Source organism: Paenibacillus sp. 01T443, from assembly GCF_056398325.1.
Genome location: NZ_JBFTPE010000008.1, coordinates 995,346 through 1,015,708 on the forward strand (window position 1 = coordinate 995,346; position 20,363 = coordinate 1,015,708).

The following is a 20,363-nucleotide window of genomic DNA, read 5'->3' on the forward strand; positions in this document are numbered from 1 at the left end:
AAGTGGTTTTTTAGTTGCATATGATGGGGCAATCACTGACCTCTTCGTTGTCAATGATGAAGCTTGATTTCAACGCATCGCACGACCCTAGTCAATTCGATAAGGTAGGAGTAGTAAAGCGATCTAGGAACAAAGTCGAATTGATGACCAGATTTTCTTCAGGACAGGTTCGTCCCAGAATCCGCCACCCCTGCTTATTCAACTGCGATTCATCAATCGCTTCGTACATGATTTGCCTCATCCCCTCAGCTGTGCGAATAGCTATTAGAGGATCTGGAGAAGTACGACTAATTTGTTCAAGCACCGCTCGCTTATTTCTCACGAGACTAGCCACAAAGATTCGGTTATAAGAGCTATAATCGAAATCTGATCCATTCTCCATTACGACAGTCACTTTAGTCCCTAAGCCCATGTGCTCGAGTAAAGAGCTTGATGCATCATAGGCTACAGAATCCATTTCCAGACAGATTACCTCCACATCGCCGAATAGATGCAAAATAATAGGACTTAGCGGCATCGGCCCACTACCAACAAAGACAATCGGCGACTTCTCTGTTTGACTATCCTGTCGAATGAACCGACGAAGAGTGGACAGTTCCTGACTAACTAAGGCCATGTAAATGTTCCAGGTAGGCAGCCTTGTAACGATATCCAAGACGGAATCCTCAGATTTGCAAATGTGGCGAGAATCACTTAATTCTACAAGGAATTCGGCTTCTGACAACTTATCCTGCAACATTCGCTGGTTCATTACAATATATTCATTGCTTAGAACGGCCTTGACTTCCTCGGACGAGTAGTAGGAGCGCAATTGCTTTAAAAGGCGCCCAATCATGTTCGTCGCCCGTTGATTGGCAGGAGAAAGATCTTCTTCTTTTTGAAGAAGTTCATTTACTTCACGGATAAAATCGATAAATTCATCAACCTTTTGCATGCTTGGCGTTCTGCCTGTATGTATGTTAGTAGCGGTAGAAAAACTCTCCATTTGCACCATTCCTCCTTCATTCTACATCCGCCTTCTTACGAATATATTCGAATGGTCAAAAATGTAGACGAATGTTGACGGGTTATCCAGTGAATCATCTTCAGCAAGCTATTTGGCAGCTCGGTCTCTATCGATGAAAGGATGCGTATCAGATCACCGCGTCTGAGACGGTAATCTTGTCCCCGTTCATTTGCGTTCCCCAAAGAAAAGCCGACTCACTCGTTTAGAGAAGTCTTCTATTCCAAAACCTGCCGTATCGATCCGGTTATACCAGTTCGTTACGGTTTCCAATATCCATATTGGTACCTGTACCTCGCATATCAGAGGATAAACATGTTTGTATGCCCATACCAAGTGTTCCCATCGACTATCGTTTCCTTCCTTGATATATTCCGATACATCAAGAACCTTTCCTCTTCCTTCTTGCAAAAGAACATTTTTCAGATGAATATCCCTCGGGTTCAGCCCCTGACTTCGGACAAACTCGCGGGCTTCCTCAACGTCTTGGATCACTTGCTCTGGAACACGGACACCTTGTAGAAGACAATCATATAAGGTAACTCCTTGTTCAAAACTTAAAACCAAATAGTTAGGTCCGGATCCATAACATATGGGGAAATACTGCGATCCTTTTAAGCGTTTGTATATCCCTTCTTCCACTTCCTTTTTATCTAATGCCTGAGCCGAATACACTTTATATGCGTAATTAGGGGTGTCCGGGTAATAAAAGACCGCGGCATCCGTTCCGATGCCGATGCAACGCAAAGCTTCCGCAAAACCGATGACTGAAACAGGCTTATTGTTTTCATGACCAACGACCTCAATATCCCTCAATGCTTCCTCAGCTTGTTTCCAATCTGAAATCATAACCATCTTCTCCTTGTTCTTTTGGCATTATATTCGCCGACGGATCCCTAGTCCTATTTTATTCCATACTGAGACAACAATGCACAGATCAGCACGACCCAATCAGTTTTGTTTCCAAAGCGCTTGCTGCAGATGTCACATGGGATCAGAATCTGATGTTGTCTACACAAATAACGGTGTCGCTACCCGCCACCATTTGAGAAATATAAAAGCCCTCATTGAGAGGGCTTTTATCCATTCTTTTTCACCTAGCTGAATTCAATATTCGACGATTCTAGATTTTCCGCGAAAGATCGAAATTGATCGTTGTAGTGCTCTATAATTTGTGCTGCGCTTTGATTACCTTGACTCCAAGTACTATGACAGTCTTTGACCACAGTCACTTGATAGCCAAGTTCGTTGGCTCGACGGCATGTTRCATCGATACACATATCTGTTTGAAGCCCCACCAAAACAACTTTTCTAATCCCGAGCGTCACCAATTCCGAATGGAGATTAGTATCATGGAACGAGTCGGGCATATGCTTTTGAATGATGATTTCTCCGCCAACAGGAGCTATCGTGGGGTGTATGTTCCAATCTGGACTATTGGTTACCAAACCTTCATCTTCATTATGTTGGACATATATAACGGGAGTATCATATGCTCTAGCTTTTTTTATAAGTCCGCTTATGCGTTCTAGTAAACCATCACCGTCGTATACTGGGTATTCTTCCTGAAACATACCGTTTTGAACATCAATTACTAACAAAGCCCTATCACTTTTCATGATCTTGATCTCACCCCAGGTTTTGATAGTGTATTGTTCATTATATAAAACTATGTTTTTTTGTAATGGTTAATCAACTTCTGGTGTTTAAGCTCTCCTGCCCGTTAGCTTAATTTAATGGTCTACTTTTGGTAAAATACAGATTTAAATCGTCGTCAACACAAACTATGGTTCCAGGGTTGACTGATTGTGCTTGATACATCACTCCCCTGCCATCTGGAATGTATCCCCTTTTAGCGTATAATCGCTGTGCATTACCATAGCTTTGATAGAGTCCAACACCAATTCCTACTATACAGTATTTCTCAAATGCGATTTTCTCAACGGCTCCCATTAATGCATTGCCAATTCCTAACTTTCGAACTGGAGGAATGACATTAAAATCATTAATTTCAGGTATGCCATTTTCAACAAAGTAAGGATAATGAGATGTAGCAAGTAGATGTAAGCTTCCCGCAAACTGTCCTTGGTAAAAGGCTAGTAAAGTTATTCTTTCTCCTACTTCGTTCTGTTCCCAACAACTCAAGATGTAATCCCTAGGTTTTCCAATACCATGTTCAGTGAAAACCCTATAAACAAGTTCTACGTCTGACTCAGTCATTTGACGAATTTCAATCCAATTATTCATAATCTCACCCCACTGTTCAATTGCATTTACACCTATTTTACCAGTTGGCCAAATGTTGATTAACGTCATTTATAGCTATAACTAAATATTACTGCCCGTTTGCTTAATAAAATGAGCAGTCCACCACAGTGTCTGCTCATCCAATAGTAGTTTTCAACTATCGTTTCTCGTTAGTTCAATGCACAAACTTTATATCTATGCCAATTGCTGCGCAAGCTCCCAGACATGTCCTGCCGGATCTGCGAAGGTAGCAGTGCGTACTCCMCACGGACGGTCCACTGGACCATTAAGTAGAGCAACGCCTCGTGCATTCAATTCATTACATACTGCACCCACATCATCCACACGAATGGTGAATTGGAAACGAGATCCGGATTCTCGGCTTGCGACTGTTCCAGGATGGATCAGACCGTATGCCTCGGAAATATTCAGGAGGTTAATACTCATATTTCCGAAGTTGAATACCGCAGACACATCGTCTTCATATACGGCAAAAACACCAAATACTTCTTGATAGAACGCCCTCACCTTTTGCAAATCCTCCACAAACAACGTAATAACATCAACATTCATGGACCCTAAAGTCTTCATACGAACACCTCTTCACATTCAAATTAAGTCACAAGCTTTTGTTCCAGTTCGACCTTTTGGCGCAGGTGATGGCGAAAATGCATACCTACCAAAACATGCCACTCTCGCGCGTTGAGCCACCCAAAGCCGTCATGTCTGACTTTATAATTTGGGTTTATCGTATTTAGTTTCTCTTCCCATTTAGACATTCTCTTTAGTACTAAGTCGAGTCCACTCAATAGGTCCTCTTTACTTTCCGAATTACTGGGATTATTTCCGGGGAAATCAGGCAATTTGATTTTGATCGGAGGGAATGCGCCGATATTAAACAATTGCACGCCGCCCTCCGTTTTCCCTTGAGATTGCTCCTCATTTAAAGATGCACATATTTTCACATTGTCAAGGTAATCGAGCGCAGCAAGTATCAAGTGATCATACATTTGGCCTAAAGACCAAACCCCTGGCTCGAATACATACCTTAATTGATCCAAGGAATAACGCTGCAAATCGCTTTTATATGACTCAATTAGCTCGGTATAATTCAATTAGCCACACCACCTTATCCGAATATATACTCCATATTACCATACAGCAATTAATGTAATTTCTTTTCTATTGCTATATTAAGGAAGTCTAAGACTTTATTTTCTTCTGACAGTGAATTCGATCATGATTTTTGATCATATTGCAGAGTAATCCATCTTCTCTTAGTCATTAGCCACCTTTCCATCTTGCAAATAAAAGATAAGAGAACTAAACAAAGTGAGATATAATGCGTGAACCTGTCGATTTATAATGAAATCAACAAATGAAGCCATTATTTGTAAGCGCTTTATAAATGAAGTGGTTTCGTTTGATGATTTTAACGAGGAGGGGTCAAAGGTATTGTTGTTAAATGAAAACCCAATAAACATCAAATGAGCTCTTCAAAAAAAAGTCCGGCTTGTCGCCCCGTGAGTTCCGGCATCGCAACCTATAAATAAGTTGATCAAGATATATTTCTCTGTTTCCGGCATAGATAATGTTTATACCAAGCAAAGAAATCTTGCTTTTCGGGATAATATAATTAAACTATGGATAGATGCTAAAAAAGTGGTACAAGGGAGATATCCGAGTGACCCGAATTCCAATCGATCTTCGTAAAGTGCCTCTGTACTTTGCATATAAACGTAAAAGCAACTACGATGAACAATACCAAGGCGTATTTCATGCCCATCTAGGCGTTGAAATCCTGATGGTCCATGAAGGCCAGGGCTCGCTGATCGTCAATCAGCGGAACTACGAGATCAAGCCAGGCATGATCTGCGTGTTCCAGCCCTTCCAATTGCATCATGTTCAAACCGTAATCGGAGAGCAAACGCCGTTCGTGCGCTCCGTCATTCATTACGAACCCTCACTATATGAGGCTTTCTTTGAGAATTGGCCTGCTCTTCATGCTTTCTTCAAGCAATTTCACAAAGGAAAGGCCCCGTCTCCCCAATACTACGAACCTAAGGAGATGGAGCGGCTCTCGAATATCCTACTAAGCCTGCAAGAATCGATAGAGAGTTTGTCCAAGGATCAATATCTCGAGGAATTCTCGCTATTCCTGATCGCTTTTTTCCGTTCTTTCAGGCCTCTTTACGAAAGTCGGCGCTCGAATTCATCAATGGAGCAGCAATCACGTCAATTGCACCAAGCCGAGAAGATCATGGAGTGGCTTGAGAGCCATTACAAGCAACCTTTGCGCCTGGAGAAGTTGAGCAAGGATTTGCATCTTTCCCCTTATCACTTGTCTCACTTATTTAAGGATTGCACGGGCAGCACGATATCGGAGTATCTATACGCCAAGCGAATGCAGCAAGCCGTCATTCTTCTTCAATCGAGCGATTATGCCATTTCCCGAATTGCTGAGGAAGTGGGCATTACGAACAGTTCTCACTTTTGCATGTTATTCAAAAAACATTTCGGATCGACGCCTTACCAATACCGAAGGCAATGGCAGGAGCATGTCAAATAACTCGACTCGCATCTCGTTGTGCGATCAAGCTGAGCTCAGCCGCCTTGAATGCATGCTCTTGGGTCATTGCGTTCTCCGTTCGGTTTAAGCAGTCTAAGATCAGTTGTCCAAAATACGGGAATCCTACTTTGCCTCGAATTTGAATATGCTGCTCACCTGCCGTATTTACGAGGTACACATGATCTTCCGTCGATTCTCTGCCAATATCCACGTACTTGCGCAATTCAATGTAGCCATCCGTACCTAATATGGTGTTTCTATTCTCTCCTATGCTTTGTAGTCGCTACCGGTCGTAATCGAAATCGCTTGAAAGTTTTCAATAGATTTACTTTTTTCAAAGAAATGAGTTGCATTAGCCTGCATGCCTTCTCTTGTATAAAAGGCATCCTCTGGTTGTAACGGCAGTTGAACAAGTTGACCTGTGCTTGCCGATTTATAAATAGCTGTTATCATCTCTAAAGTCTGTCTACCACTAATTCCATCAATCAACGGAGCTGTTTGCTTTTCAATAGCTGTAAGAACATCGTCAATTTGTCCGGCATGCCCTTCGTGCACAACTTCAGGCAAACTCTCATAATAGTCATGGAGCTGCTTCTCCAAATCAGTATCGGTCTCGGGGAATCCATTCGAGCGCGACGTCGATGCTGTTACTTTCCAGGGGACAGAAACTCTAGCTTTGGCCCCTTGGAATATTAACTGCTGTTCTTCACCATGGTGGACGACGGAACTCGTAATTTGCCCCAATGCCCCGTTATCGAACTTTAGCATGCTGATAGACAGATCCTCCACTTCCGCATTGTCATGAGATACGTTACTCATGAAAGCCTGTACTTGATTTGGTCTGCCTGTCATCCACAGCATCGCGTCGATATGATGCACCGCATGATTTAGTGTCGGCCCTCCGCCTTCTTTTTCCCACGTGCCTCTCCACCACAAATCATAATAGCAATGACCCCGCCACCAGAAGGAGTCTACTTGAACATGTACGATTTCTCCCATCAGCTTGCTGTCGAGAACTGATTTTAATTTCATCATAGGTGTTCTGAAACGGTTCTGCGCAATGACAGACAACAGTTTCCCGGTTCTGCGGGCAGCATCATTCATTAAATCGCATTCCTCCAAGGAGGAAGCCATCGGTTTTTCTACGAGTACATGCTTATTCGCTTCCAAAAATTCAACTGTCAGAGAAGCATGTGTATAAGGAGGTGTGCAGATTGAAACGAGATCAATATCTTCCGCCAATAAATCTTGATAATCCTTATAAGCTTTAGCCTCAAGTCCGAACTTCTCGATTTGAGCCCATGCTTTTTCTTCATAACTGTCGCTAATTGCCACGATCTTACAACGGCCTGGAAACTTTAAGTACGACTCGATATGCGCGGTAGAAATTGCCCCTGCGCCGATAATAGCAACCTTCAGCATCTCTTAACCTCCAATAGAATTGATGCTTATATCGTAACAAAAACAATCTTGGAGTTGTGTCTTAAAATTGCGTAAAAATACCGCTACTTTGCGGAAGAAATACAGATTCAGACATGAATGGACAATTTAATTCCCATTCCCACCAACAATTCGTCAACAACATCCTTACAGTTCTTAAATGAGTCAAATGGTAGAAAATTCAAGCACAAAAAAACCCTTGCGCCGCAAGGGTTTTCTAATTTGTTTTTTCCAAAAATAATAAAGCGTATTACAAACCACGGTTATAGTCGTAACCGATCGCTTGCAGAAAAGCTCGAGCGATTACCGCATGTCCGCCCATGTTCGGGTGTACGCGGTCCCAGGCAAGTGTGCCCGGATAAATATGGGCTAGAACCTGATTAAATGCTGCCTGGGTATCGACAAACCGAGCATCATACTTGAACGCCAACTTCTTTACGACCTCGCCGTACTGATCCATCGTCCTGCGCATTGGATCTGCCTCATTCGGCTCGATATAGAACGGTGTCATTAACACAAGCCCTTGCAGCTGCGGCCTCGTACGCTTTACAAGCGCCTCCAGCGTTTCTTCATATTCGTCGATATAGACATGTTGCTCGGTCTGGGCCGGCAGATCATATTGCCGCCAGACATCGTTAATGCCGATCATGATCGACAGCCAGTCCGGCTTCAGATCCAGCAGGTCCGTCTGCCAGCGCTCCTTCAGATCACGAACCGTATTGCCGCTTGTTCCCATGTTCACAACCCGAATTCCGCACTCCGGATATGCTGCCGTCAGCAGCGCATCTACAAGCGAAACATAACCTTTGCCGATAGCCCCAAAGAGCCCTTCCCCGTAAGGTCTAGCCCGATCGCAATCCGTAATGGAGTCGCCGATCATGACCAATTTCGATTTTGGTTCCAACAACATGGTTTAGCCCCCCTTAAATGTGGTACCTCGTTTCAATTCACTTTGTTTCATTTCTCATTCTCTATGACAGAAGCCAAGAACGCGAGCGCCAACCCCTGCCCCCAACCTTGGGCCCATTTCCTATCGATGCCGAGGTAGCCGGCGATGTCGTTCATGACCGCGGTACCGCCCGATACATTCAGCACGCGGCCGTTGTCCGCGATGTTCGTCAGTAAGCCGTCAAGCGCCTTCTTCACATACTTCGCGTGCAGAGGATTGCCTTGGGTAACCATTGCCGCCGCGATGCCCGCCGTGGCCGACACTTCGCCGTAAGCTTCCGGGTAATCGAGCACGGTGCCCCAAAGACCGTCTTCCTTCTGTAATTTCTTGATAGCGGCCAATTGATCGCGCAATGAACTCCAAATATGCATCATTGGAGGATACAAGTAACCTTCCGGTAATATCCTTGCCGCGCGGGACATCGTATAGGCAGCCCAAGCATTGGCACGCGCCCAATACATGCCGGACATATGGTCCTTCTTGATATGGTTGTAGCCGTGATACCATAGCGCGTCGTTCTCGTCCTGCAAATAGTTGATATGCCAGAAAAATTGATGCAGGGCATCTTCCACGAGATGTTTTTTGTCAAACATGATGCCTGCACGCAGCATGAAATACGCCGCCATGAACAGCGTATCCGCCCAGCATTGTTCCGGAAAGTCGTTTTTGGCCGACACCGTATGCTGAAGCACCCGGTCGCCGAAACGCAGTGCTTTATTCTCCAGGTAGTCGATCTTGCTGAATATAAGCTCAGCATACCTCTCGTCCTTCGTATGCTCGTATAAAGTGAGCAGCATATGCCCCATCGCGCATGTGTTAACCGTCCATCCCGGAAGTCCCGCTTCGATATATTCATCCACCCAGGCTACCATCCGGTCCAAATAAGCTTGCTCACCCGTTACCTCAAACGCCCGGCTGACGCCATAGTAGGCAACTCCGCCAGGCCAATCCCATGTCAGGTCCATGCCGAATGTATACTCCGCCACGCGTCCCACGACTTGCTTCAAATCGCTTGCTTTTGCGTTAATGTTCATTTTATTATCCCCTTATTTCATATTTCGCGCTAAAATCGCGTTCGCTTTCAATCTAAATTCCACGGCCGCTGATTGCGGCGTTATTTTGTCGAACAGCAGCAAATCATACAGATTGCGAAGCACCGCCGTCACTTCCCCGGTTCCGACCGGATCCGGCGGATCGATCGTGCTGCTGTGCTGCTCCACCCATTCCACATATTCGAATACTTGCTGTTGCTCCGGTTCCAGGAAAGGCTTCAGATCGTCTTTCACCTTCGCTGACACAGGCACTCCTCTTTCCGCCTTCATTACTTTATTCGCTTCCAGATCGTTGACGAAGAAGCTGATGAACTTAGCCGCCTCTTCCTTATACTTCGAGTTTTTCGCTACGGAAAAAAACATGCCCGGCTTCAGAAACATGCCTTGGTTTCTGTTTGGACCGGGAATCGGCGCTAACTGCAGCGGTTTGCCGTATTTCTCAACCGTCGTAATAAAATGATTGGAATACCCCCAGCCAAGCAGTGCTCCTCCCGTATAAAACGGATCCGAATCCGATAACCGAACATCGGAATACCATATATCCGGCGAGAAAATGAGGCGATCCTTCGCCATTCTTTGCATCCGGCCAAAATAGTCCACAAACAGCTCATCATCCTCATACCCGAGCTTCGTGCCGTCAGCGGCAAACAGCGTGCGGCCGTACTGTCTGAGGTAGTAGGCAAAATACTGCTCAGGCGTAAGGTCTGTTCCGACATAAACGCCTTTGCCTTTCAACTGCTCGCCCATCGCTTCAAAATCGGACCATGTCCAATCCTCGGTCGGCGGCGCAATGTCATGCAGCTTGAATACTTCCGGATCATAGACGCTGTACAGCGCGTTGACGCCCAAGTTTAAGCCGTATAAACGATTGCCAAGCTTGCCTCCCGATAAATTGTTGTCGCTAATATGACTTGCATCGATAAATCCCTTCTGAATATAAGGCGTTAAGTCCTCGAGTAAATCCAAGGTTCCGTATTGCGCCAAATAGGAAACATCCATCTGCATGATGTCAGGCAGCGCGTTGCCTGCGGCATATGGAGCAAGCTTCTTCCAATATTCGTTAAAGCCGGTATATTCGAACTCAATGTTCACATTCGGATTTTGCTTTTCGTACATTTCGATCGCTTGAATCGTCGCGTTATTTCTAAAGTCTCCGCCCCACCAGAACACCCGAAGCGTAATTTTCTCTTCAGCGGAGCGAACTGGATCATGAGACTCCACCTTGCCACAGCCGAACAATATCGCAACCATTCCCAGCAGCATCCATACCCGTATCGTCACTCTCATCCTGCTTGTACCTCCTGAGTCAGCGGCAGCATAACCATTACTTTTGTGCCGCTCCCCACCGTGCTTTCTAGCAGCATGCCGTAGCTTTCTCCGAATGCGAGCCTCATCCGATCTTGAATATTTTTAAGACCGATACCCGAACCTCTTGTTTCAACTTCGCCGCTAAGCACTTTGCGCAAATACGGTTCATCCATGCCCGGACCCTGATCCTCGACGATAATGGCAAGCCGGTCTCCGCTTTCCTGCGCGTATATGCGAATGGTGCAAGGCTCGATCTGCGGCTCGAGTCCGTATTGAATCGCGTTTTCCAATAGAGGCTGAAGCGTTAGCTTCGGGATCAGCACGTTCATATAGCGCTCTTCTACGTCCATGTGAAAATCGAGTCGATGCTGGAAACGATACTTTTGGATCGTGATGTAATGCTGTACGATTTCGAGCTCTTCCGCGATCGTAATCACGTTACGTTTCAGGCTGATCGACGAACGAAGCAAATAGCCAAGCGACACGACCATGCTTGATATTTGTCCTTGATCGTTTTTCTTCGCCAGCCAATGGATCGAATCAAGCGAATTGTACAGAAAATGCGGATTGATCTGAGCTTGCAGCGCCTTGAACTCGGTTTCCTTGATAATGAGCTGATTCGCGTAATTTTCTTTGATTAAAGTATTAATCCGGGCAATCATTAACCGGAATGTTCGCTGAAGCAGTCCAACCTCGTCCATTTGCTGAATAACTGCGCCGTGTAAGCTGACACCCATATTTTCCAGGTCCCCGTATTGCACTTCCTTCATCTGGGTGATAAGCAAACGAATCGGCTTCGTTAAGCTTCGGGCGAATAGCATTCCGATTATGATTACTATGACAACCGTTGCCGTAAACACAATAATCAACGTATTTTTAAGCCAAACGATTTTTTCGAAAATATGATTGTAAGGAACAACATTGTAATACGTCCAGCCCGTATACGATGATTTTTTCTGGGACAAAAATACCGCTTCCCCGTTCAAATCCTTAATCTCATAACCGTCAGCTTGATTTAAGGGCTGCGCGGTTTGAGCAATTTCAGGCGAAAGATTGCGGAATGGATAGACGACACTTTGTCCGGACTTCACTATCACATCACTGTTCTCTGAAGCAATGCCCGCGTAATCCTCAACGATCCGTTCAATATTAATACGCAATATGAGGAAACCGATCGGCTCAAGCGTCAGCGGCTCGTAAGTTCGCACTTGCCTTACGAGAATCAGCATCGGATCGGAACTATCCGGATACAACCAGCTAACGGATCCTTTTCCGGCCGCCGCCATTTCACTTATACGCTTATACTTCTCGCCCACTAGCTCTACAGAACCGCCGTATTTGCTTACCCTTTCCTTCGTATCGACCAGATGAACCGACTGCACATATCTCTCGGACGTGCTGATATGCGCCCATAGACGATCGGTTATTCTTTTGCGGATGATATAACCGGAATATTCCGAGTCATCAACGAGCAGTTCCTTTAAGCTTTGTTGAATGACCGTGTCCGAAATGATGCTTAATGACATCGATTCTAGTTTCTTAAGCTCCATATCAATCGAAGATGACGATAAATTCAATAGTCTGTACGATTTATCATACAGCTGCTTATCGTAAATCGAATAAGCGTAATAGAGCGAGCTGAACGCAAGCGTTATAATTAACACCATAATTAACGCGATGATAAAAAATATTTTCAGCTTTATACTCAAATTCCGATAGGCTTTGATCAAGAGAGAGTGCCTCCTTAGCAACGTTCATATACTAGATATAACATATTCAGGAGCTATCTGCGCACTCTAAATTCAAATTCGCGTGATCGAAGCTGGAAGAAGAGACTGCTTGCCAAGGCTTTTAGCCGCCCCGGTAAACAGTCTCTATACGACCTATTATTTGCTCATATAACGTTCGTAAGCCGCTTGATGAAGCTTAACCGCTTCTTCAATACCCATGCCTTTGATCGTTTCTACCATTTTGTCATACTCCGAAACCGGCTTCGAGCCGTTAATGATTGCAGACATCGTTTCGTTCAAGTACGTATTAACTTGACTCATAATGGAAGTCACTTGGCTAGCTTCGTCGATCGTCAAGCGAAGCGGAGGAAGCGTCAGATCTGAGGACTGCTTCATCCATTCCGTGTTCGCGTCTTTTTGACCTTGGTCAAACAGCAGCGCGTCCAAATATTTGCTGTCTTGGTTGATCGGACCGTCCATAATCGAAAGCGCGTAGGATGCAAGCGCTTGGTCGTACGTCAGGCCGTTTTTGTTTTTCGTAATCGTGTCGGTAAATTTGTACGTTTCGCCTGCTTTCGTGTAGCTCTCACCTTCGATACCGAAGTTGAACAAATCGCTGCCTTCCGGGCTGTAGTTGTAGTCCATCCATTGAACAATATATTTCAGCTTATCTTTGTCCGCGCTGGCTGTAATCGCTTCGCCGTAAGTCAATACTTTATTGTTCAGGTTAAACGCTGCGTAAGATTTACCGTCCGACGCAAGCGGAGATGCTACGCCCGTCAGGTTGAAGTTCGGATCGGTGTCTCTCATCAGGTTAAAAAATTTGCCCATGCCGCTGAATACGCCGCCTTGGTAAGATCCAGCTAAGTTATTCGTCACTTTATAGTCGAACGCTTTGCCGTCGTTCGTCATAATTTCAGGATCAACCAGTCCTTCTTGGTACCATTTCGCCATTTCGGCAAGGAAATCTTTGTACCCCGGCAGGATCGGACCATATGCTACTTTTCCGTCTTGCATTTGGAAGCCGCCGATGACGCCGAATGCCGGTGAGAAGTCATGCAGCTTCGTCAGGTTGCCCGGACCCCAGTTGCCGGTAAACGGGAGCTCATCCGCTTTGCCGTTGCCGTTCGGATCCTTCTCTTTGAAGGCTTTCAACACCGTGTACCACTCGCCAATCGTTGTCGGCGATTTCAAGCTCAGCTTATCGAGCCAGTCTTTCCGCATAACGAGACCGGAAGTCGCGTTCAGCTTCACCGCGTCAAGCTTAAGCAGCGGGAACATGTAGATTGTGCCGTCGTCAAGCGCAATTTGCTTCTTCACGTCCGGATCGGATTCGATAATTTTTTTGAGGTTAGGCGCATATTGATCGATCAGTTCGTTCAGGCGGATAATGCGGCCGTCTTCGATCATTTTCTCGGGTCCGCCGACAGCATCTGCCCAGTTATAGTAAATAACGTCCGGCAAATCTTTCGTGGCAATCAGCAGGTTGAACTGATCCTTTTGCTGTCCAAGCGGCGGATGCGTAAAGTTCGCTTTGATACCGGTCAGCTCTTCTTTCTTTTTATAGCTGGCCATTTCACCGAAATTTTGCAAAGAAGCCGTTAACTTGCCGTCGTTAGCACGCCAGTAATCGATCGTGAACGATTCGTTCGTAATCGGAAGCGGAATAACAGAAATCGCTTCTTCACCTTTCGGCGCTTCTGTTCCCGCCGGCGTATTGCCGGTGTTGCCGGTATTGCCTGTGTTTGACCCGTTGTTCTCCGAGCAAGCCGACAAGATGCTAATCAGCAGCATGGAACTCACAAGAATTAACCCCGCTTTTTTCTTCACAGTGAATCGCCTCCAAGATAGGTTTAATTATTTATTGTTTCACGGCACCGATTAAAGCGCCTTGAACAAAAAATCGTTGGATGAAAGGGTAAACGATCATAATCGGCAGCGTCGAAATAATGATCGTCGCGTACTTGATGTTTTCCCCGATCGCAAAGCCAGTGTCCGCTCCCGCTCCCATTGCTTCCGTGCTGCTGCTAATTAGAATATCGCGCATCACGATCTGAATCGGGTATAGCTCTTGACTGCGCAGATAAAGCATCGGGCCAACATAGTCGTTCCAATGATCAACCGCGTAATAAAGCATCATAACAGCAAGAATCGATTTGGACAGCGGAAGCACGATACGGAACAAAATAAGGAAATCGTTGGCGCCGTCTAGCTTGGCCGATTCAATCAGGCTGATCGGAATCGACTCAAAGCTCGTCTTCATAATAAGGAAGTAGAAGGTGCTGATTGCGCCTGGAATAAGAATCGCCCATCTCGTGTCGACAAGGCCGAGATTTTGCACAAGCAGAAATGTCGGGATCATGCCTCCGCCGAAAAACATCGTGAACGTAATCATCTTCATGAGCGTCTTTCTGCCCATCAAATCCATACGGGAAAGCCCATAAGCAGCGAGCGAGGTCATGAGCAGGTTGATCGCCGTTCCCGCCACAACGTAAATGAGCGTATTGAGATATCCCGTGTAGATCTTCGGATAATTGAACACAAATTTGTAAGCTTCAAGCTGGAAGCCTTCCGGCAGCAGCATAAGCGAACGTGAACGAAGCATTTGATCCGGATCGCTGACCGATGAGTTAAGCACGTACAGCATTGGGTAGAAGCACACCGCTATGACGAGACATAGCAGCAGCAAGTTGACGGTATCGAAAATATATTCGCCTGTTGAGCGTTTCATAGGCTCCTCCTATTTACCAGAGACTTGTGGAATTCACCTTGCGGCTAATGTGGTTCGCGAGCAAAAGCAGCGAGAAGTTAATGACACCGTTAATGAGTCCGATAGCCGTCGAGTAGGTGTAATTGCCTTCCAGGATGCCTGACCGATAGACGAAGGTGGATATCACGTCGGATGTCTCATAGGTGGGTGCTGTTTGCATAAGCAATATTTTTTGGAAATCGGAATTCATAACCGCACCAAGACGTAGAATCAGCATGACGACAATGGTCGGCAATATTCCCGGAAGCGTAATGTGCATCAATTGCTTCCAGCGCCCCGCTCCGTCCATCTTCGCCGCTTCGTACAGCTGCGGATCGATGCCGCTCAGCGCCGCCAGGAAGATGATCGACGCCCAGCCCGCTCCCTGCCAGATGTTTGATAAGATGTACATTGGCCTGAACATATCCGCCTCTGCCAGAAACATGATCGGCTGAAGATCGAAGAAGCTGCGAATGACGTTGAACAAGCCGCCGTCAAGAGCTGAGAACGTTTTCAACATACCGACTACGACAACGACCGATATGAAGTGCGGCATATAGCTGACCGTCTGCACCGTGCTCTTGAACCATTTCAATCTAACCTCGTTAAGCAGCAGCGCTAGTACGATGGGGGCCGGGAAGCCGAACACAATACTATAAAAGCTGAGGATGAGCGTATTTTTAATAATCCGCCAAAAGTAATAGCTTTCGAAAAACATCGTAAAGTTGTCGAAGCCGATCCATTTGCCTTCCATGATGCCTTTAATCGGACTGTAAGACTTTTGAAACGCCATCAGGAGGCCGTACATCGGTGCATAGCTGAAAATCAAATAGTAGGCGACAACCGGAATCAACATGAGGTACACATATTTATTCCGAATAAGTTCCTTTTTGATGAAGGATAATGTGCTTGACTTCGCCTTTGCGCTCTTGGCAGCCAGCTCTTGTTCCAGTTCCATCGGGTAAACCTCCATCCTTCGTGTTAATTAATTAATGATTACGCTTACTAATATACCTTCTCCGCCTGACGATGCCCATGTTCATTTCCGATGCCTTTTTGTTCAAAACCGTTGCTAAAAATCCGATGAAAAAAATCCGACATGGGTTCGTACGCCAAACAAAAAACACCCCGCATTCCGTCTAAATACGGATGCAGGGTGTGTCTATTCGAATCATTTATAAAGGCGATTTCCGGTATTCGGAAGGAGAAAAGCCGGTATATTTTTTGAATATTTTGCTGAAATACGAATAGTTATCGCCGAAGCCGGACGCTTCCGCCAGCGACCCGAACGTAAAGTCGCCGCCGCGCTCGATATGCTCCAGCGCCTTCTCGATCCGAATGTTCATGACGTAATTCGTAAACTTTTCGCCGGTTTCCTTTTTGAACATTTTGCCTATGTAATCGGGATTCATGTAAATTTCGGCGGCGATCGTTTGCAGCGTCAATGTTTCGTCTCTGTATCGTTCCTGCACGATCTGCATCACGCTTTGCACCATTTGCGACTGCTTGCGGCGGTTGCGCTCATAACGGTCCAGCGTAATTTCGCGGGCGATCGTCATGACAAACTGCTGGAACGACTGCAGTGTGCTGCCCGCGATCAGACCCGGCAGCTTATCCATATATCCTTTCATCTGTGCGGGTGAGCATATACGAATAATTTCCATAAAAATTTGAATAAGATACGATTTCGTTTCCTCGATCTCATATCTAAGCTCGGACAGCTCTTGGAACATTCGTTTCAGCTCAAGCTCCGTGTCCGCCCAGTGGCCCGCCTTGATCGGCATTGCCAGCCGCTCCGGGTCGTATTCGAAGTCCCGCTTCTCTGCTTCCTCCGGAACGGAAATATCGCGCTCCGTAATTAAGCTGCCCTCCCCAAGATAGAACCGGTGATTCAAGCAAGCGATCGTATGCGTGTACAGCCGCCTCACATGCGCGAGCTCACCGGGCTCGCTCAGCGCGGCCGTCAGATCCAAACGGTAATACTTCATAAACGTGGAGCGGATCGCGTCGATTTTTTCGAACAATTGCTCCTCGCTGAGCTCGTCCTCCATCAATAGCAGCACATGGCTTCCCACCGTCGAGCTTAGGATCGGATTTTGAAATACATCTTCGGCAATGTTTTTGACCGCAAACAAATGCTCGTACTCGTGTTCACCCTCAATTTCCGCAAGCAGCAGCCGGACGCGCTGGGTTTGGAACTGAAGCCCGAACAACCGGCCAAAATATTGCCATTCCATGACGCCGTACGTTTTGTTTGTGACGAGCTCTTTCAGAAATTGCTCCTTCGCATGCGGCAGCACGCGTTCGAGGCCATACTTGATCGATTGCACGAAATGGTCGTTATCGTCCTTCTCTCGCCTTCGCTGCACGACTTCCGACAGCGCTTCCATAAGCGCCTCTTCGCTGCACGGCTTCAGCAAATAATGATTGACTCCGTGATGCATTGCGGTCTTCGCATAATCGAATTCGGAARAACCTGTAAGTAATATAAACGATATATCCGGATAAAGCTCCCGTACCGCTGCAACGAGCTGCAGTCCGTCCATCCCCGGCATGCGTATGTCGCTAATAATAATATCGGGCGGATCGTGCTTCACTTTTTCGAATGCTTCCACGCCGTTTTGCGCCGTTCCGATCAATTGTGTGCCGCACGCTTCCCAGTCTACGACCGAGGCAATACCGTCTAGTATAATAAATTCGTCATCCACCAAGAGCACCTTATACATGGCTTCACTCCAGTTTTCCTGTCATACATCATTTATACTAGATATGAGTGCTATTTTTCAAGTTTCTAAGTGTGAATACAGATAAATATCCAATCAGGTTGTATTTACTCCGAAATATTGGCGCGAATAACATCACAAAATGCACCTGATTTTCTCCGCCAATTCCGATGCTTACTATTTAAATATCATTGCCGGTCCGGATCGAACCTGAGAATTTCAGAACGACCCGGACCGTTTCATATTTTATTTCGATTTTTTCTGTGCTGCGGATCTTCCCTGTTTACTCGGATCGCTTGATTTTGGTGCGGCATGTTGACTGTTAGGTTTGTTTTGATCGCTCATAATGGATTCTCCTTTACATTGGATTCTAATTAGTTATGTGCTTATTGCAATGAAACTATAACCGCAAATTACCTTCCCTTATGGACCGGCGTAAGTCGTTCGAAATGCGGTTTTAAGTCGAGCGGATTCCTTCAAAAACCTGGGTAACCAACTGCCTAACATAGTTATCGTCAAGCATATCCCCCGTAACTAATAAACGATAGAAAATCGGCCCGTAAATGAGATCTGTGCATAATGCGGTATCGAGATTCTTCTTCAGCTCTCCGCGCCGAACCCCCTGACCCAAAATACCATGAACCTCCAACCGGCGAGGCTGTATATAACGGGTCCTATAGGCTTCCGCCAAGGCAGTATCAACCTGCCCTTCACCTATGATCTCAAGAAAAATTGAGCCCTCACGGCTAATCATAAACCGGGCCATATTCGTGGCATGCTCCAGAATATCTTGGAATACCGAACCTGTATCCGGCACAGGCAGTCTTGCAGACGCAGCGGATAGAAATCCGTCCATCACCACTGCAGCCTTGTTAGGCCACCATTTATAGATCGTAGCTTTGCTGACCTTGGCACGATCAGCGATTTTTTCTACCGTAACCGCTCCAAAGCCAATTTCCAACAATAAATCATAGGAAGCGGAAAGGATCGAGTTTTGCGTTCCAATATTGCGCGGACGTCCTCTTTTCCCCTGCATAAGAATCCCCCTTGTTATATATTCCATATCCATCAATTAATAATCTATACGTTCAGTATACAAAAAATAAAATCCTAAACAAAGCCTATTTACAAAACGATACGTTCAGTATATTATTTTTAAATACAATTATAAAACTAAACGTTCAGTATTTAAAGGAGGATAATGATGCAAAAAGAACAAGCTAATCAAGACAGCCGTATATCAAGTTGGATGATGGTTCTGTTGGCAGCCGCGTGCGGGCTTATCGCCGCCAATCTTTATTACGCTCAAACTCTGGTAGGGCCTATCCGCGATGCCATTGGTCTTCCTTCTACAGCAGCAGGATTAATTGTTACAGTTACTCAAATCGGTTATGTTATCGGGTTGCTGCTCATCGTACCGCTAAGCGACGTCATTGAAAATCGGCGTCTCACGGTTTTCATGCTTATCGTTGCAATTGTCGCACTGCTAACTGCCGCATTCGCGCCTAATGCGCCGTTGTTTTTGATCGCATCTCTATTTATTGGAATTGGTTCTGTAGTAGCTCAAATTCTGGTGCCCTTCGCCGCCTATTTAGCGTCTGAAGACCAGCGCGGCCGCGTGATCGGTAATGTAATGAGCGGCCTCTTACTGGGAATTATGTTTGCCCGGCCATTGGCAAGCTTTATTACCAGTCTATGGGGTTGGAGAGCCATATTTATTTTATCTGCAATTGTTATCTCTCTATTGGCTGCTCTGCTATCGTATGTTCTTCCGGAGCGCAAGCCAGCTCCAATGGTACGCTACGGAAAACTAATTCTCTCTTTAGGCGCTATATTACGACAAACACCTGCATTACGACGTCGCGCACTATATCAAGCTTGTTTATTTGGAGCCTTCAGCCTATTTTGGACTGTCGTTCCTTTACATTTGGCTGATACTTTTGAAATGTCCCAGGGAGGCATTGCATGGTTTGCGCTAGTTGGTGTAGGTGGTGCAATTGCTGCGCCGATTGCCGGAAGATTAGCGGATAAAGGCTGGGACAAATGGTTAACGGGGCTAGCTATGATTGTAGCCGCCTTTTCTTTTTTGCTCATCTATCTGTTCCAAAGCTATTCAACCCTTGCTCTGATTCTTCTCTTTGTAGCCGCATTTACACTCGACATGGCCGTGTCGGGTAATCTTGTAATTAGTCAACGTACGATTTATTCGTTGGGTAGTGAAGCGAAAGGACGCCTAAACGGACTATTCATGTCTATATTTTTTGCAGGCGGAGCCATCGGATCATCCTTGGGCGGTTGGTCTTATACCCATGGTGGCTGGAAGCTCACATCTCTCATTGGAACCATCCTGCCGCTCTTAGCATTGGTTTATTTTTTCACCGAGAAAAGAACAAACAAGACAGTTACTGATTCGAAAACGCGAGCGCATTAAGTTCTTTTCCGCTTCGTTTCGTTCGTGCGAGATAAGCTCGTTTATCCATCTTGGGATGTCCCAATTTTTGATTGGATAACTAAAAAGCTTACTCAACGAGGACTTTTACCGGTAGATTCAGACGCCTTTCCTACGCATTCGTTCCGTCCGCATGGAGTCCGG

Annotated in this window: 18 protein-coding genes and 1 pseudogene; 2 read left to right on the top strand and 17 right to left on the bottom strand. The window is 45.8% G+C overall.

Annotation, left to right across the window (positions count from 1 at the left end; genetic code table 11):
- Nucleotides 1-91: 91 nt before the first annotated feature.
- The 6 genes from AC1DLI_RS18185 to AC1DLI_RS18210 form a co-directional block, all read right to left on the bottom strand.
- Complete coding sequence (locus AC1DLI_RS18185; protein WP_477604923.1) at nucleotides 92-985, bottom strand: nicotianamine synthase family protein; 894 nt, start codon at nucleotides 983-985, stop codon at nucleotides 92-94.
- Between the two features lie 186 nt (nucleotides 986-1,171).
- Complete coding sequence (locus AC1DLI_RS18190) at nucleotides 1,172-1,852, bottom strand: serine/threonine protein kinase (RefSeq protein ID WP_477604925.1); 681 nt, start codon at nucleotides 1,850-1,852, stop codon at nucleotides 1,172-1,174.
- A 248-nt stretch (nucleotides 1,853-2,100) separates the two neighbouring features.
- Nucleotides 2,101-2,622: a cysteine hydrolase family protein gene (locus AC1DLI_RS18195; protein ID WP_477604927.1), complete on the bottom strand. Its 522-nt coding sequence runs from the start codon at nucleotides 2,620-2,622 to the stop codon at nucleotides 2,101-2,103.
- A gap of 109 nt (nucleotides 2,623-2,731) precedes the next feature.
- The gene (locus tag AC1DLI_RS18200; protein WP_477604929.1) at nucleotides 2,732-3,250 is read right to left on the bottom strand and encodes a GNAT family N-acetyltransferase; all 519 of its coding nucleotides are present in this window, start codon (nucleotides 3,248-3,250) and stop codon (nucleotides 2,732-2,734) included.
- A 195-nt stretch (nucleotides 3,251-3,445) separates the two neighbouring features.
- Nucleotides 3,446-3,841, bottom strand: a complete 396-nt coding sequence (locus tag AC1DLI_RS18205) for a VOC family protein (RefSeq protein ID WP_477604931.1) — start codon at nucleotides 3,839-3,841, stop codon at nucleotides 3,446-3,448.
- Nucleotides 3,842-3,864: 23 nt separating this feature from the next.
- On the bottom strand, nucleotides 3,865-4,365 hold the full coding sequence (locus AC1DLI_RS18210; protein ID WP_477604933.1) for a DinB family protein: 501 nt from the start codon (nucleotides 4,363-4,365) through the stop codon (nucleotides 3,865-3,867).
- Between the two features lie 569 nt (nucleotides 4,366-4,934).
- Here AC1DLI_RS18210 and AC1DLI_RS18215 point away from each other — a divergent pair.
- Nucleotides 4,935-5,819 (top strand): helix-turn-helix domain-containing protein, encoded by an 885-nt coding sequence (locus tag AC1DLI_RS18215; RefSeq protein WP_477604935.1) that lies wholly within the window; start codon nucleotides 4,935-4,937, stop codon nucleotides 5,817-5,819.
- Here AC1DLI_RS18215 and AC1DLI_RS18220 read toward each other — a convergent pair.
- From AC1DLI_RS18220 to AC1DLI_RS18270, 11 genes and pseudogenes are all read right to left on the bottom strand, one after another.
- A pseudogene (locus AC1DLI_RS18220) lies at nucleotides 5,812-6,087 on the bottom strand (Gfo/Idh/MocA family protein); the annotation flags it as partial. The gene AC1DLI_RS18215 and the pseudogene AC1DLI_RS18220 overlap by 8 nt on opposite strands.
- Nucleotides 6,087-7,241, bottom strand: a complete 1,155-nt coding sequence (locus AC1DLI_RS18225; RefSeq protein WP_477604937.1) for a Gfo/Idh/MocA family protein — start codon at nucleotides 7,239-7,241, stop codon at nucleotides 6,087-6,089. The pseudogene AC1DLI_RS18220 and the gene AC1DLI_RS18225, both read right to left, overlap by 1 nt.
- A 268-nt stretch (nucleotides 7,242-7,509) precedes the next feature.
- A complete protein-coding gene (locus AC1DLI_RS18230) occupies nucleotides 7,510-8,169 on the bottom strand; it encodes an SGNH/GDSL hydrolase family protein (RefSeq protein ID WP_477604939.1) in 660 nt (219 codons plus the stop codon).
- A 47-nt stretch (nucleotides 8,170-8,216) separates the two neighbouring features.
- A complete protein-coding gene (locus AC1DLI_RS18235; protein ID WP_477604941.1) occupies nucleotides 8,217-9,242 on the bottom strand; it encodes a glycoside hydrolase family 88/105 protein in 1,026 nt (341 codons plus the stop codon).
- 12 nt (nucleotides 9,243-9,254) lie between these two features.
- Nucleotides 9,255-10,547: an ABC transporter substrate-binding protein gene (locus AC1DLI_RS18240; protein ID WP_477604943.1), complete on the bottom strand. Its 1,293-nt coding sequence runs from the start codon at nucleotides 10,545-10,547 to the stop codon at nucleotides 9,255-9,257.
- Nucleotides 10,544-12,298 carry a sensor histidine kinase gene (locus AC1DLI_RS18245; RefSeq protein WP_477604945.1) on the bottom strand — a complete coding sequence of 585 codons (1,755 nt, stop codon included), beginning with the start codon at nucleotides 12,296-12,298 and terminating at the stop codon, nucleotides 10,544-10,546. Before AC1DLI_RS18245 ends, AC1DLI_RS18240 begins: the two co-directional genes overlap by 4 nt.
- Nucleotides 12,299-12,454: 156 nt before the next feature.
- A complete protein-coding gene (locus AC1DLI_RS18250) occupies nucleotides 12,455-14,128 on the bottom strand; it encodes a type 2 periplasmic-binding domain-containing protein (protein ID WP_477604947.1) in 1,674 nt (557 codons plus the stop codon).
- Nucleotides 14,129-14,159: 31 nt separating this feature from the next.
- Nucleotides 14,160-15,029, bottom strand: coding sequence for a carbohydrate ABC transporter permease (locus tag AC1DLI_RS18255; RefSeq protein WP_308995611.1), 870 nt, complete (start codon nucleotides 15,027-15,029; stop codon nucleotides 14,160-14,162).
- A 13-nt stretch (nucleotides 15,030-15,042) separates the two neighbouring features.
- Nucleotides 15,043-16,005, bottom strand: a complete 963-nt coding sequence (locus AC1DLI_RS18260) for an ABC transporter permease (protein ID WP_308995610.1) — start codon at nucleotides 16,003-16,005, stop codon at nucleotides 15,043-15,045.
- 217 nt (nucleotides 16,006-16,222) lie between these two features.
- Nucleotides 16,223-17,773, bottom strand: coding sequence for a response regulator transcription factor (locus AC1DLI_RS18265; RefSeq protein ID WP_477604950.1), 1,551 nt, complete (start codon nucleotides 17,771-17,773; stop codon nucleotides 16,223-16,225).
- Nucleotides 17,774-18,227: 454 nt separating this feature from the next.
- Nucleotides 18,228-18,806: a TetR/AcrR family transcriptional regulator gene (locus tag AC1DLI_RS18270; RefSeq protein WP_477604952.1), complete on the bottom strand. Its 579-nt coding sequence runs from the start codon at nucleotides 18,804-18,806 to the stop codon at nucleotides 18,228-18,230.
- Nucleotides 18,807-18,974: 168 nt separating this feature from the next.
- Between AC1DLI_RS18270 and AC1DLI_RS18275 the strand changes: the two genes are divergently transcribed.
- The gene (locus tag AC1DLI_RS18275) at nucleotides 18,975-20,201 is read left to right on the top strand and encodes an MFS transporter (protein WP_477604954.1); all 1,227 of its coding nucleotides are present in this window, start codon (nucleotides 18,975-18,977) and stop codon (nucleotides 20,199-20,201) included.
- The last annotated feature ends 162 nt before the right edge of the window (nucleotides 20,202-20,363 follow it).